Source organism: Janthinobacterium sp. GW823-FHT01H08 (genome assembly GCF_058797855.1).
The window spans coordinates 3,969,437-3,982,737 of sequence record NZ_CM179504.1 but is presented as its reverse complement, the minus strand read 5'-3'; the positions used below and the strand labels follow the sequence as shown (position 1 = coordinate 3,982,737).

Below are 13,301 nucleotides of genomic sequence, written 5' to 3'. Positions count from 1 at the left end.
GATAATTTATGTTGATCGTGCTTTCGCCCGCCAAGAGTCTCGACCTGGAGACGCCGCCAACAACCTCGTTGCACAGCACCCCCGATTTTCTCGACCATTCTGCCCAGCTCATAGCCCGCATGCGCCAGTTCTCGCCCGCCGAAGTGGGCAGCCTGATGGGCATTTCCGACGCCTTGTCGGCCCTCAACGTGGCCCGCTACGCGTCCTGGACGCCGCAACTGGAGGACGCGCGCCAGGCCATCATGGCTTTCAATGGCGACGTGTATGCCGGTTTCGAGGCGCGCAGCCTGCAGCCGGCCCAGCTCGACTATGCCCAGTCGCGCGTGCGCATTTTATCTGGCCTGTACGGCTTGCTGCGCCCGCTGGACCTGATCCACCCGCACCGCCTGGAAATGGGCACGCGGCTGTCCACCACGCGCGGCAAGGATTTGTATGCGTTCTGGGGCGACACCATCACCAACGGCCTGAACCGCACAGCGAAGGAGCAGGGCGCGCAAGTGCTGGTCAATCTTGCTTCCGAAGAATATTTCAAATCCGTCAAGCCGCGCCAGCTGGACGTGCCCGTCATCGCGCCCGTGTTCGAGGACTGGAAGAACGGCAAATATAAAATCATCTCGTTCTACGCCAAGCGCGCGCGCGGCATGCTGGCCCGCTATGCGGCCGTCCACAATATCCGCGATCCGCAGCAGCTCAAGCAGTTCGACGTGGACGGCTACGGTTTCGTGCCGGAAGCGTCGAACGACACCAGCTGGGTGTTCCGGCGCAAGGTCGGCGAATAAGTAAAAAAACCGGGCTAGCCCGGTTTTTTCTTATTTTACTGCCAGAATTTCCACCACTTGCGTTCCTTGTTCACCCCTTCCGGGCTGAGGAATGCCGTGTTCGGGTAGTTCTTGGTCAGCACGCGCAAGGTGTCGTCGCGCAGGTCGGTCAAGCCCAGCTTGTCGTACGAGCGGTACATGATGAACAGCGCTTCTTCGATGGCGGGCGAGGCGGCAAAGTCCTTGACCGTCGTTTGCGCGCGGTTGGCGGCGGCCAGGTAGGCGCCGCGGCGGTAGTAATAGCGCGCCACGTGCACTTCGTATTTCGCCATGGCATCGATCAAATAGTTCATGCGGGCCAGCGAATCGGGCGCGTATTTGCTATTTGGGAACTTGTCGACCAGTTGCTTGAAGGCCGCAAACGCTTCGCGCGTGGCTTTCGGATCGCGCTCGGTCGGATCTTGCTCGTACAGGAAGTTCAGGAAGCTGATCTGGTCGTTAAAGCTGATCAGGCCGCGCAAGTAGTACATATAGTCTACATTGGCGTGGTTCGGATGCAACTTGATGAAGCGTTCGACGGCAGCCAATGCCTGCGCCTGGTCTCCCGACTTATAATACGCGTAAGCGATCTCCATCTGCGCTTGCAGAGCATAGTTGCCGAAAGGATAGTTAGCCTCCAGCTTCTGGAACAGGCCGATTGCAGCTTCATAGTGCTGCCCGGCCATTTCTTCACGCGCCTCCGAGTATAATTTCGTAACGGACCAGTTTTTGGTCTCATCCACTTTTTCAGGCAACAAGCTGCAAGCGGACATGCCGAGCAGAACGACTGAAGCGACTACCAACGATAATTTTTTTTGCATGACGTTTTGCAAGAAGGTTTTAACCAAGATTTTACAATAGGCTGATTATAGCCGATGGGAATGCTGTGATATTAACTCCGAAGCCTAATTTGGCTGACCCCGCGTTTGACTCCCTTTCTGACCATGCCGCCGAAGAGGCGTTTGACGGCGATTTTGCCGCCGACGACGTCTTCGAGGAAATGGCCCCGATTACATTGGAACTGACGCCGGACGCCTGCGGCCACCGCCTCGATAAAGTCATCGCCCAGCTGGTGCCGCAATACTCGCGCAGCCGCTTGCAATTGTGGCTGGAAGCCGGTTTCGTGACCGTCGATGGAAAAGTTGCCAAACGCAACATGACCGCCTATGGCGACGAGAAGATCGTCATTCTGCCGCAAAGCGCGCCGGAAGACGAGGCTTTTAAGCCGGAAGCGATGGAATTGAACATCGTGCACGAAGATGAGCATATCATCGTCATCAACAAACCGGCCGGACTGGTCGTGCATCCGGGCCCCGGCAACTGGTCGGGCACCCTGCTCAACGGCTTGCTGCACCACTGCCCGCAACTGGCCGGCGTGCCGCGCGCCGGCATCGTGCACCGCCTGGACAAGGATACGAGCGGCCTGATGGTGGTCGGCAAGACCCTGGCTTCGCAAACGGACCTCGTGCGCCAGTTGCAGGCACGCACCGTCAAGCGCGAATATTTCGCGCTCGTGTGGGGCACGCCGAAAATGGCGGGCACCATCGATGCGTCCATCGCGCGCCACCCGCGCGACCGGGTCAAGATGGCCGTGTCGGAGAATTTCACCGCCAAGCCCGCCATCACGCACTATGAATTGATCGGCAGCGGCGAACTCGACCGCCGTCCCGTGAGTCTGATGCAATGTCGCCTGGAAACAGGACGCACCCACCAGATCCGCGTGCACATGCAGCATCTGGGCTTTGCGCTGGTCGGTGATTACGTGTACGGCAAGCCGCACCTGGTATCTGTCTTCTCGCGCCAGGCGCTGCAGGCGCGCCGCCTGGGCCTCGTGCATCCGGGCACCCTGGAAGCGTGCGAATGGATCGTGCCGCTGGCCGATGATTTCGCGCAATTGATCGCCACGGCCGGCATTCCCGAGCCGGAACAGGTCTGATGACGTCGCCGTTGCCCTGCATTATTCCCCATTGGCCCGGTTTGCCCGCGAACGTGGGCGCGCTGGCGACCGTGCGCGCAGGCGGCGTCAGCCAGGGGCCATATGGTGACGGGCAGGGCGGCGGCTTGAACCTGGGCACGCACGTGGGCGACGATCCTGATCATGTGGCCGCCAACCGCGCGCGTCTTGCAGCTATCCTGCCTGGCGAGCCGGCCTGGCTGTCGCAGGTGCATGGCGTGGCCGTGGCCGATGCTGGCAAGCTGGACGGCCATGTGCCCGACGCCGACGCTAGCATCGCCACGCAGGCGGGCGCCGTGTGCGTGGTAATGACGGCCGATTGCCTGCCCGTGCTGTTCAGCTCAAGCGATGGCCTGGTCGTCGGCGCGGCGCATGCGGGCTGGCGTGGCCTGGCCAATGGCGTCTTGCAGCGCACGGTGGACAGCATGCGCGCGCAGGGCGCGACGGAGATCCTCGCCTGGCTGGGGCCGGCCATTGGTCCGCAGCAATTCGAAGTGGGGCAGGACGTGCTGCAGGCGTTCCGCGACGGCGCGCGCGATGACGTCGAGCGGCAAGTGTTGTCGGATGCGTTCGCCGCCATCGCCGGCAAGCCGGGCAAGTATCTGGCGAATATTTATGCGCTGGCGCGTACCATGCTGCTGCGCGATGGCGTGGCGCAAGTGGCGGGCGGGGAATATTGCACCGTCAGCGATGCGGCGCAGTTTTACTCGTACCGGCGCGACGGCGTCACGGGAAGACAGGCCAGTTTGATCTGGCGCAAATAATCTGCACGGCAGACACTTATGTGTCTGCCGTTTTTGTTTTATCGTCTGCTGAGGCGAGCGCGCGGGCGTTCAGTTCAGCGATACGCGCCGCCTTGCGTTTGCGTCGCCGCGAGCCCGTCAGATAGAATAGGATGGACAGCGGGATGACGCAGTACAGCACGAAGGTCATCACCCCGGCGACGATGGACGGTTCCGTCAGCGCCATGAGGCCGACGACATAGATCCAGGCAACAGCGGTCATGAGCATCATTGGTATTGGCAATTAGTAAGAGTTTGCATGCAGTTGATATTAAAGTTTTCTATTTTTCGACTACGTTTCGACGCCGCGCAAAACCGTAGCGAGCGGAAGGGAGAGGTGGCTAAGAAGCGCAACCGTACGAAGGTACGGTGAGCATCGCAGGCCGCCTATACCGACGCGCAGTAGGTTTTGTTCGGCGTCCCCAATTCTTGAATGGACTTATATAGCTATGAACATGCCCGATCCTCAAATGATGACCAAGGAATGGATGGCGCAGATCAGCAATCCTGAGCAGTGGAAGACGTGGTTCAACATGGTACCGCAGCCCCAGGGCAATCCGATTGCCGGCATTTTGCAGGATGCGGGCGCCAGCATCAAGCCGGAAGCGATCGAGCAACTGAAAAATGCCTACGTGGCCAAGCTGACGGGCTTGTGGGCTGACTTTATGGCTGGCAAGGCGCCGGAGCTGAAAGACCGCCGCTTTGCCGCGCCCGCCTGGCACGCCAGCCCCCTGTCGGCCTTCAATGCGGCCGCCTATCTGCTCAATGCCGAATTTCTCAGCGCCATGGCCGATGCCGTGGAAGCGACGCCGCACCAGAAGCAAAAGATTGCCTTTGCCGTGCAGCAAATCGTCGACGCCATGTCGCCCGCCAACTTTCTGGCCACCAATCCCGATGCCCAGCAAACCCTGATCGAGACCAAGGGCGAAAGCCTGGCCAAGGGCTTGAGCAATATGCTGGCCGACATGCAGAAGGGCCGCATCTCGCAATCGGACGAATCGGCCTTCGAAGTGGGCCGCAACGTGGCCACCACGCCGGGCACGGTGGTGTTTGAAAACGCCTTGTTCCAGCTGATCCAGTACACGCCAAGCACCCCCACGGTACACCAGCGGCCCCTGCTGATGGTGCCGCCGTGCATCAATAAATTCTATATCCTTGACTTGCAGCCGGAAAACTCGCTCGTGCGCTATGCGGTGGAGCAGGGCAATACCGTGTTCCTGATGTCCTGGCGCAATCCGGACATGAGCATGCAGCACCTGACGTGGGACGATTACGTGGAGCAGGGCGTGATCGAAGCCATCCGGGTGACGCAGGACATTTCCGGCCAGGACAAGCTCAATATGTTCGGCTTTTGCGTGGGCGGCACCATCGTTTCGACGGCGCTGGCCGTGCTCAAGGCGCGCGACGAGAATCCGGCCGCCAGCCTGACCCTGCTGACCACCTTCCTCGACTTTTGCGACGCGGGCGCGCTCGACGTCTTCATCGACGAGCCGCAAGTGGCGCTGCGCGAGCAAGCCCTGGCCAAGGGCGGCCTGATGTCGGGCCGCGACCTGGGCAGCACTTTCTCGAGCCTGCGGCCGAACGACCTCGTGTGGAACTACGTGCAGTCGAATTACCTGAAGGGCAAGGAGCCGCCCGCGTTTGACTTGCTGTACTGGAATGGCGACGGCACGGGTTTGCCGGGCCCCATGTTCTGCTGGTATCTGCGCAACACCTACCTGGAAAACAGCCTGAAAATCCCGGGCAAGCTGACGGTGGCCGGGGAAAAAGTCGACCTGAGCAGCATCGATGCGCCCGCTTTCATCTACGGTTCGCGCGAAGACCATATCGTGCCCTGGGGCGCGGCCTACGCCAGCACGGCCTTGCTGAACCCGAAAAAGCCGAAAGCCAACCGTTTTATCCTCGGGGCTTCGGGCCATATCGCCGGCGTGATCAACCCGGCGTCGAAGAAAAAGCGCAGCTACTGGAGCAACGACGCAGGCAAAGGCGCCCGCACAGCGAAAGCCAAACCCTTGAGTGCCGAGCAATGGATGGAAGGCGCGACCGAGCACGTGGGCAGCTGGTGGCCCGAATGGGCGGCCTTCCTGGCCGAACACGGCGGCGCCCAGGTGAAGGCGCCAGCCAAGCCGGGCAACAAGCGCCACGCGGCAATCGAGCCGGCGCCGGGGCGGTATGTTAAAGTCAGGGCGGATTAATTCACAAAGCGATTTGCCAGGCAAGGCCGGCGTAATCTCCGGTCTTGTCAATAATCTACTTTTAGTTGCGTTGCAATAAATGCGGGAATCTACTACCCTGATGTGCAATGGAGCCGTTTTCCACTCTATAATGGAAAACGTAGGCAGGTGCGAAAGCGGACCCACGTTCGCTTTTTTTTCGGATTAACTCAGTATGCGCTGCGGCGCAATAAGTGGAACTTGTGATGAGTAGTGCAAAAAAAAGTATAGACCGCCTGATTAAAAAATATCCCAACCGCCGTCTGTACGACACGCAAACCAGTTCCTACATCACCTTGACGGACGTCAAGCAGCTGGTGTTGGACAATGAAGTGTTTACCGTCGTCGATGCCAAATCCAATGAAGATCTGACGCGCAGCATCTTGCTGCAAATCATTTTGGAAGAGGAAGCGAATGGCGCGCCCATGTTCTCGAGCAGCGTGTTGTCGCAGATCATCCGCTACTATGGCCACGCCATGCAGGGCATGATGGGATCCTACCTGGAAAAGAACGTGCAAGCGTTCACCGATATCCAGCACAAATTCACGGGCACGTCGGCCGGCAGTTTTGAAGGCAAGCCATTCAGCCCGGAAATGTGGACCCAGTTCATGAATGTCCAGGGTCCGATGATGCAAGGCATGATGAACAACTACATTGACCAGAGCAAGAGCCTGTTCGTGCAGATGCAGGAACAGATGCAGAGCCAGAGCAAGAATCTGTTCGGCACGTTCCCGTTTGTTCCGCCGGTGCCTCCAACGGACAAAAAGTAGGCCGCAACCGATGCGTATCACACAACGGCACAGGAATTCCTGTGCCGTTGTGCTTTGCGGGTGTCTTGCCGCCGGCTGCCGATGCTGAATGCTATTGCTTCAGTTGTTGCAAGGTGGAAAGTAGATCCTGGTTTGAATGCTCGAGTTTCCATGTCCTGGCATTGTCCATGGAGCTGTAAATGCTGACGTTACCCTTGAAATCTTCCTGGATGCTGAGAGCGAGGCCGGAGGGGAAAATCAATGGTGCGTGGCGCAGTGTGTATGGCGCATACGGCCCCCAGGTTTTGCCTTCGTCGCTGCTGACCAGCAGTGCGCCCTCGTTATACATGCCGGCCTCCATCAGCAATCTGCCGTCATTGAGAGGCGCCACGGGCGACATCAGGACTTTGAATGGCGAAACGATAGTCGTCCAGTTCTGGCCCCGATCCCGTGAAACATAGGCGTCGGGAAATCTTCCTGCCAGGCCGGCCGCTACCAGGACGCTTTCTGTGCCATTGGCTTGATGGGTAAATTCCGTCAGGTTTTTCTTGTGCGGACTAAAGCGTTCGGTCAACTTGCCCGTGCGGTAATCGAACTCGCCGATCAAGCCGCTTTCCAGCGCATAGCCGATCCGACCCGCGTCTTGCCATGTCCAGAACAAGCCTGGGCCGTGCAGCCACGATCCGGGCACGGTGGTATGGTACACAGATCGCCAGTCGCCAGCGTCCAGTTGATTCGCATGAAAAATGTTTAACTCATCTCCCTTGCGATGCATCACGTACCAGCCATCGTTGGAGTTGCCACCGATGCGCAGCAGATTGCCGGGCGGCAGGTTGCCTGCATCGACAGGGAACAGCTTGCCACTGTCACGCGCCTTGCGTAGCAGGGAGCCGGATTCGCCTACCGCGATCAACTCGGCATTGGGCAGGTCCACAGGAAAGACGCAAGACAGCGACTCCACCGTTTGCGCATTGATGATCTTCCATTGACCTTGCGTCGAGCGCATCAGGACAGCGCCCATGCGGCTGGCGGCGGCCACCCGGCCATCGGGCATTTCGGTGACGCACTCGGCCCCGGCCGGGTGGGCGCGAGCAAATTGCTCGACATCGTCCCGCGCGTGGCGTGGGGTGCTCCAGCCAAGGCTGGCAGCGGCGCCAAACATGGCGCTGTAGTCGGGGGCAAAGCGCCGGATCAATTCCGCATTGGATGCTACCTGTGCACTGCGGCCGTACTGCACGCCGAAATTGCCGCGTGTCACAATCAGTCGGCCCAGATCCGCCGATTTGCCCGCTTCGATCTTGAAGCTTCCCACGATGGTCGAATACACACGCAAGAGCTTGTTGGCCCGGGTGTCGATCAACTCGATGAATTCATACTCGCCAGGCGGTAGTGCGCCAATGAACAGGGAAGTATCGCCTGCCATCGCGCTCTCGACTTTTTTCATCACCAGGTTTTCGGACACCAGCTTGAAATCACTGCGCTGCTCACCCGCCACCACGCGGCGCAGCTTGATCGTGTTGAAACCGTAAATGTCCTTGGTGTTCGACGTGATGCTGAGCACCACCGGGCTATCTCCCGATTGCGCGCTCATTTTCAGTGGATCGACCACCGAGGTGTTGACGGCGCAGCCGCTCAGCAGCAATACGCTCAGACCGCAAGCCGCGACAGCCGAGCGTCGCGCTTTCAGATTGGAAAAGGAAAAAGACATGGGATTGATTTAGTTTTTTAAAAAACAATTATATGTCAGTCATTAGTTTCTTTGTGGCATTATTTTTTAATTTCTTGATACCGGTGATGCGGGGCGGGATCTGATTCGCGCACTGCCATGACGGTAGTGGCCGGAACAAAGTTGCGGTTGTAGCGTTGCAGATGCGCCAGCAAAAGGAACCCGCGCTGACAGCAAGGGGCGGCTCGGGGTACAATAGCCGATTCGCCTCACCATTTTCTAGCTGCCAACTATGTCTGAAATTCACCGTATTCCCGTTCCTTCCGCCCAGCCCGAGGCCATGCTGGCCATGCCAGGTGCGGCGCCGAAAGTGGGCTTTGTCTCGCTCGGCTGCCCGAAAGCGCTGGTCGACTCCGAACAAATCCTGACCCAACTGCGCGCCGAAGGCTACGAAACGGCGAAATCCTACGCTGGCGCCGATCTGGTGATCGTCAATACCTGCGGTTTTATCGATGCTGCCGTGCAAGAGTCGCTCGACGCCATCGGCGAAGCGCTGGCTGAAAACGGCAAGGTCATCGTCACCGGCTGCCTGGGGGCCAAGAAAGACGCTGCCGGCGACGACATCATCATGAAGGTGCACCCGAAAGTGCTGTCCGTCACGGGTCCGCACGCGCTGGCCGAAGTGATGGATTCCGTCCATTTTCACTTGCCGAAACCGCATGCGCCGTTCCTCGACCTGGTGCCGCCGCAAGGCGTCAAGCTGACGCCGAAGCACTATGCGTATTTGAAAATTTCCGAAGGCTGCAACCACCGTTGCAGCTTCTGCATCATCCCGTCGATGCGCGGCGACCTCGTCTCGCGCCCGATCGGCGAACTGATGATCGAAGCGGAAAACTTGTTCAAGGCCGGCGTCAAGGAATTGCTGGTCATTTCGCAAGACACCTCGGCCTACGGCGTGGACGTGAAATTCCGTTCCGGCTTCTGGAATGGCCGTCCCGTCAAGACGCACATGACGCAGCTGACGGAAGCGCTGGGCGAACTGGCCAAGTCCTACGGCGCCTGGGTGCGCCTGCACTATGTGTATCCGTACCCGCACGTGGACCAGATCATCCCGATGATGAGCGGCGGCCACATCCTGCCATACCTCGATATTCCGATGCAGCATGCGCACCCTGACGTATTGAAACGCATGAAGCGCCCGGCCAGCGGCGAGAAAAACCTCGACCGCATCCAGGCCTGGCGCGCCATCAACCCGGACCTGACCATCCGTTCGACCTTCATCGCCGGTTTCCCTGGCGAAACGGAAGCGGAATTCGAGTATCTGCTCGACTTCCTCAAGGAAGCGCAGATCGACCGCCTCGGCTGCTTCGCCTATTCGCCCGTCGAAGGCGCGACGGCCAATGCCATCGCCAACCCCGTGCCGGAAGAGCTGCGCGAAGAGCGCCGCGGCCGCGTGATGCTGCTGCAGGAAGAAATTTCCAAGAAACGCCTGCAAGCCAAGGTCGGCAAGACCGTGCGCGTGCTCATCGATGAAGTCACCCGCTCCGGCGGCGTGGGCCGGTCGTCCGCCGACGCGCCGGAAATCGACGGCGTCGTGTATGTGAAGCCGCCGTTCGAGCCGCATCGCAAGCTGGCCGTGGGCCAGTTCGTCGACGTGACAATTACCTCGGCCGATGCGCACGACCTGTGGGGCGCCGCCGAGTAAAAAACGTCCATGCCTGCGTTGCGCTGCCTTGCCGTACAGTAAAGTACTGTCATCGGCAGCGCGCCTTGGCCTGAAGGTTTTTTATGCAGGTGTAACACTCTGTCATACGTACGGCAGGCAAGGGCATAAGCCCTTACAATCAAGGCGGACCAGCACAGGCTGATCCGCCTTTTTTTATTCCTGACGCCATGACCACACCCAAATCTCCGCAAACCGCGCTGATCCACAGCGATTACCAGGCGCCGCAAGGCTTTGCCGCGTTTCCCAACGCCATCCATCACGCATCGACCGTGCTGTTCAAGGACGTGGCGGCCATGCGCTCGGGCGACTGGAAAGAAAAGAACGCCTATACCTACGGCTTGCACGGCACGCCCACCACGTTCACCCTGGAAGCGCGGCTGGCCGAGATCGAAGGCGGCACGCACTGCCTGCTGGCGCCGTCGGGCCTGGCGGCCATCGCCATGGCGGACTTTGCCTTGCTGAAGACGGGCGACGACGTGCTATTGCCGGAAAATATCTACAACCCGAACCGCGAACTGGGACGCTGGCTGGCGCAGGATTTCGGCATCACGGCCCGCTATTACGATCCGCTCATCGGCGCCGGGATCGCCGCCTTGATCCAGGAAAATACCAAGCTCATCTGGACGGAAGCACCGGGCTCCGTGACGATGGAAGTGCCGGACTTGCCCGCCATCTGCGCGGCCGCCCACGCGCGCGGCGTGCTCGTCGCTTTGGACAACACCTGGTCGGCGGGCCTGGCCCTGCGCGGCTTCGACCTGGGCGTGGACATCATCATGCAGGCGCTGACGAAATATCAGTCGGGCGGCTCGGATGTGCTGATGGGCGCCCTGATCACGCGCGAGCGGGCGCTGCACGACCGCCTGGCGCAGGCGCACATGCGTCTGGGCATGGGCGTGGGGGCGGACGACGCCTACCTGGTGCTGCGCGGCTTGCCGACCATGAAGCTGCGCTTCGACGCCCACGATGCGGGCGCGCGCACGGTGGCCGCCTGGCTCAAGAGCCGGCCGGAGATTGCCACGGTGCTGCATCCGGCTTTCGCCGATTGCCCGGGTCACGCCATCTGGCAGCGCGATTTCAAGGGCGCGGGCGGCCTGTTTTCCGTGCTGTTCGACGCGCGCTACACGGAGGCGCAGACGGACCGTTTCGTCGATGCCTTGCAGTTGTTCAAGATTGGCTACAGCTGGGGTGGCGCGAACAGCCTTGTGATGCCGTACCGCATCGCCGCCATGCGCAAGGGCTGGCAGTTGCCGGGCCAGCTGGTGCGCCTGAATGTGGGGCTGGAAGATCCGCAGGATCTGATCGCCGATATCGAACGGGCGTTCGCGATGATGTAGGAGGGGGCGCCAAAAAAAATCCTAAAAAGACATTTTTTTTGTTGGGATGAACATAGCACTGTCATGCCCTAATTTTTTGTCTTACGGTTTTAAATTACTCAGGATTCAGTGGCAATTCAATGCATAGAAGTCCTTTTTGATGGCTTGCATGTGGAAAATAATTCAATCCCATATTGATAATAAAAAATAGAGGAGGGGTTGATTTTTTTCGGATTTTTTGAAATATACTTGGCTTGCCGTCAAGATGTGTTTCCTTGCGGATTTTTGTTAATGACTTCCTTTCAATAATTTAACAATGGTGACCTATGGCAGAGAATCTCCCTTATAGCACGTCTGTTGGTACTCTTGAAAACATACTGGAAAAAATAAGAACGGCATCTGTTCCAGAGCGATTCACGCAAGATTTTGTGAAGACGAAGCTTGCGATGAAGGGCGGGAGTGCTGCTTCTTGCATTCCTTTTTTAAAGAAGATGGGTTTTGTTGCCAGTGATGGAACGCCAACAGAGTCCTATCGTGAATTTCGAAATCCTGCAAAATCTAGAATTGCAGTTGGGCGCGCATTCAAAAAGCTTTATGAACGCCTATATGAAATGAATGAATACGTTCATGATGTTTCTGATAATGAAGCGTTGGGCTTGATTGTTGAGTGTACTGGAGGCGAAAAAGATGCCGCTGCCACCAAATATACTTTAGCGACTTTTAATATGTTGAGAAAGTTATCCGATTTTGATTCTTTGGAAAATGCAGAGGTCGAGTCAAGCGTATCAGAGCCTCATCATAAAACAATCGTTGAAATACCATTGCCTTCTCAGCCATTATCTCATTCGCATTCAAATGCAACAAAAGGAATAAATTTATCGTACACAATAAATCTGAATCTTCCAGCCACTAAAGATGTTGAGGTATTTAATGCTATTTTCAAGAGCTTGAAAAATCATCTTCTAGGAGGTTGATATGTCTTTTGAAGAGAGGGTAAAAGCATTTGGCATGACTAATATGCTCATTGAGTCTGATATTGATATGCTGGAGAAAATGTTTGATATAAATCTTCGTACCTTGGATTCTGAAATGGTTGAGGGAAATGCAATAGCCAAAGCATATTTTCCTCAATTTGAAGAGGAGCTTAGAGCGGAGGCAGCCTCAATGGCTAGAAGTTATGAATTATTCTATTGTTTGGAAAAAACTATACGCAAACAAATTGCTGATCTTTTAGAGGGCACTAAGGGAGAAGATTGGTGGAATGATTCGCATGTTATTCCTCAGCAAATACATATTGAGGTGAAGAAGCGAATTCAACGAGAACGCGAGTCGGGAATTACGCCTCGTTCACAGGATGAGCTTGATTATACTAATTTTGGTGAGCTCGGAGAAATAATAAAATCAAATTGGTCAATTTTTGCGAGTATTTTTAATAATATTAAGGCTGTTGAGAAGGTTATTTTTAACTTAAACACTTTAAGAAATCCTATTGCACATTGTAGTCTTCTTGCTGAGGACGAGAAACTTAGACTCGAACTTAGTCTGCGTGATTGGTTTAGATTGGTAGAGTAGTGACTGTTTAAATGAAAATTAGGCGCCTTTCACTTTCAATGAAAGGGCCTAATTTCATCATTGAAATTTTACTTGGTCATAGCAATAGTCAATTACATGGGCACGGGCTTGTTGTTGTTCAGGTCGAGGAAGCCGCGCAGCAGGCGGTAGGCTTTCCACAGCCAGGCCACGCCCCACACGATGATGGCCAGCGGAATGCCGATCAGCGTGATCCACAGGATGGCGCCGACGACGATCCAGGCCGCATACCACCAGAAGGAACGGATCATCCAGCTGTGATGGCTGAACACGAAGGTCCCGGCCGCCTCGTCCCGCTTCACATAATTGATGATGAGCGGAATGAAGGAAAACGCGCCCAGCGAAAACACGAAGCTGGCGCCATGTATCAGGTACAACCACCAGGCCAGATTCTTGGTCTGCTGGAGTTGGGTATCCAAAATAATATCTTGTGACATGAAAGCTCCCGTCGTTGCGCAATTTTTAATTGTAACAAGCAAAGCGGCGAGGCAGCGCAGTCCATGGAAAAAGG

Annotated in this window: 13 protein-coding genes; 9 read left to right on the top strand and 4 right to left on the bottom strand. The window is 57.1% G+C overall.

From position 1 onward, the window contains the following. Positions 1-8: 8 nt before the first annotated feature. Positions 9-779: a peroxide stress protein YaaA gene (gene yaaA, locus AC3RCG_RS17785; RefSeq protein ID WP_070220229.1), complete on the top strand. Its 771-nt coding sequence runs from the start codon at positions 9-11 to the stop codon at positions 777-779. Between the two features lie 35 nt (positions 780-814). Here yaaA and AC3RCG_RS17780 read toward each other — a convergent pair whose 3' ends face one another. Further along, complete coding sequence (locus AC3RCG_RS17780) at positions 815-1,618, bottom strand: outer membrane protein assembly factor BamD (protein WP_070220227.1); 804 nt, start codon at positions 1,616-1,618, stop codon at positions 815-817. 89 nt (positions 1,619-1,707) lie between these two features. On the opposite strand from AC3RCG_RS17780, the gene AC3RCG_RS17775 reads away from it, so the two are divergent. Continuing rightward, a complete protein-coding gene (locus AC3RCG_RS17775) occupies positions 1,708-2,733 on the top strand; it encodes an RluA family pseudouridine synthase (protein WP_492402815.1) in 1,026 nt (341 codons plus the stop codon). Further along, positions 2,733-3,515: a peptidoglycan editing factor PgeF gene (pgeF, locus tag AC3RCG_RS17770; RefSeq protein WP_492402817.1), complete on the top strand. Its 783-nt coding sequence runs from the start codon at positions 2,733-2,735 to the stop codon at positions 3,513-3,515. Before AC3RCG_RS17775 ends, pgeF begins: the two co-directional genes overlap by 1 nt. A gap of 16 nt (positions 3,516-3,531) precedes the next feature. Here the strand turns inward: pgeF and AC3RCG_RS17765 are convergent, their stop codons facing one another. After that, positions 3,532-3,765 (bottom strand): hypothetical protein, encoded by a 234-nt coding sequence (locus AC3RCG_RS17765; protein WP_227741988.1) that lies wholly within the window; start codon positions 3,763-3,765, stop codon positions 3,532-3,534. 217 nt (positions 3,766-3,982) lie between these two features. Here AC3RCG_RS17765 and phaC point away from each other — a divergent pair, with 217 nt between their 5' ends. Both phaC and phaR read left to right on the top strand, forming a co-directional pair. Further along, entirely contained in the window at positions 3,983-5,728 is a 1,746-nt protein-coding gene (gene phaC, locus AC3RCG_RS17760; RefSeq protein WP_492402819.1) for a class I poly(R)-hydroxyalkanoic acid synthase, read from the top strand. Between the two features lie 224 nt (positions 5,729-5,952). Further along, entirely contained in the window at positions 5,953-6,516 is a 564-nt protein-coding gene (gene phaR / locus AC3RCG_RS17755; protein WP_010399000.1) for a polyhydroxyalkanoate synthesis repressor PhaR, read from the top strand. Between the two features lie 91 nt (positions 6,517-6,607). On the opposite strand, the gene AC3RCG_RS17750 is transcribed toward phaR, so the two are convergent. Next, entirely contained in the window at positions 6,608-8,203 is a 1,596-nt protein-coding gene (locus tag AC3RCG_RS17750) for a hypothetical protein (RefSeq protein ID WP_492402821.1), read from the bottom strand. 307 nt (positions 8,204-8,510) lie between these two features. Here AC3RCG_RS17750 and rimO point away from each other — a divergent pair, with 307 nt between their 5' ends. The 4 genes from rimO (at position 8,511) to AC3RCG_RS17730 (ending at position 12,772) form a co-directional block, all read left to right on the top strand. Then, positions 8,511-9,866 carry a 30S ribosomal protein S12 methylthiotransferase RimO gene (gene rimO, locus AC3RCG_RS17745; protein ID WP_170846336.1) on the top strand — a complete coding sequence of 452 codons (1,356 nt, stop codon included), beginning with the start codon at positions 8,511-8,513 and terminating at the stop codon, positions 9,864-9,866. Positions 9,867-10,054: 188 nt separating this feature from the next. Then, entirely contained in the window at positions 10,055-11,221 is a 1,167-nt protein-coding gene (locus tag AC3RCG_RS17740; RefSeq protein WP_492402823.1) for a cystathionine beta-lyase, read from the top strand. 305 nt (positions 11,222-11,526) lie between these two features. Next, positions 11,527-12,174, top strand: coding sequence for a DUF5343 domain-containing protein (locus AC3RCG_RS17735; protein ID WP_492402825.1), 648 nt, complete (start codon positions 11,527-11,529; stop codon positions 12,172-12,174). 1 nt (position 12,175) lies between these two features. Further along, complete coding sequence (locus AC3RCG_RS17730; RefSeq protein WP_492402827.1) at positions 12,176-12,772, top strand: Swt1 family HEPN domain-containing protein; 597 nt, start codon at positions 12,176-12,178, stop codon at positions 12,770-12,772. Between the two features lie 92 nt (positions 12,773-12,864). Here AC3RCG_RS17730 and AC3RCG_RS17725 read toward each other — a convergent pair whose 3' ends face one another. Continuing rightward, positions 12,865-13,227, bottom strand: a complete 363-nt coding sequence (locus AC3RCG_RS17725) for a DUF4870 family protein (RefSeq protein WP_492402829.1) — start codon at positions 13,225-13,227, stop codon at positions 12,865-12,867. Positions 13,228-13,301: the final 74 nt, after the last annotated feature.

Excerpts from the sequence above, each read along its gene's own strand:
- AC3RCG_RS17740 (WP_492402823.1), top strand. The coding sequence starts at position 10,055 with ATGACCACACCCAAATCTCCGCAAACCGCGCTGATCCACAGCGATTAC.
- pgeF (WP_492402817.1), top strand. The coding sequence starts at position 2,733 with ATGACGTCGCCGTTGCCCTGCATTATTCCCCATTGGCCCGGTTTGCCC.
- AC3RCG_RS17750 (WP_492402821.1), bottom strand. The coding sequence starts at position 8,203 with ATGTCTTTTTCCTTTTCCAATCTGAAAGCGCGACGCTCGGCTGTCGCG.
- AC3RCG_RS17725 (WP_492402829.1), bottom strand. The coding sequence starts at position 13,227 with ATGTCACAAGATATTATTTTGGATACCCAACTCCAGCAGACCAAGAAT.
- AC3RCG_RS17735 (WP_492402825.1), top strand. The coding sequence starts at position 11,527 with ATGGCAGAGAATCTCCCTTATAGCACGTCTGTTGGTACTCTTGAAAAC.
- rimO (WP_170846336.1), top strand. The coding sequence starts at position 8,511 with ATGCCAGGTGCGGCGCCGAAAGTGGGCTTTGTCTCGCTCGGCTGCCCG.
- AC3RCG_RS17780 (WP_070220227.1), bottom strand. The coding sequence starts at position 1,618 with ATGCAAAAAAAATTATCGTTGGTAGTCGCTTCAGTCGTTCTGCTCGGC.
- AC3RCG_RS17765 (WP_227741988.1), bottom strand. The coding sequence starts at position 3,765 with ATGATGCTCATGACCGCTGTTGCCTGGATCTATGTCGTCGGCCTCATG.
- phaC (WP_492402819.1), top strand. The coding sequence starts at position 3,983 with ATGAACATGCCCGATCCTCAAATGATGACCAAGGAATGGATGGCGCAG.
- phaR (WP_010399000.1), top strand. The coding sequence starts at position 5,953 with ATGAGTAGTGCAAAAAAAAGTATAGACCGCCTGATTAAAAAATATCCC.
- yaaA (WP_070220229.1), top strand. The coding sequence starts at position 9 with ATGTTGATCGTGCTTTCGCCCGCCAAGAGTCTCGACCTGGAGACGCCG.
- AC3RCG_RS17730 (WP_492402827.1), top strand. The coding sequence starts at position 12,176 with ATGTCTTTTGAAGAGAGGGTAAAAGCATTTGGCATGACTAATATGCTC.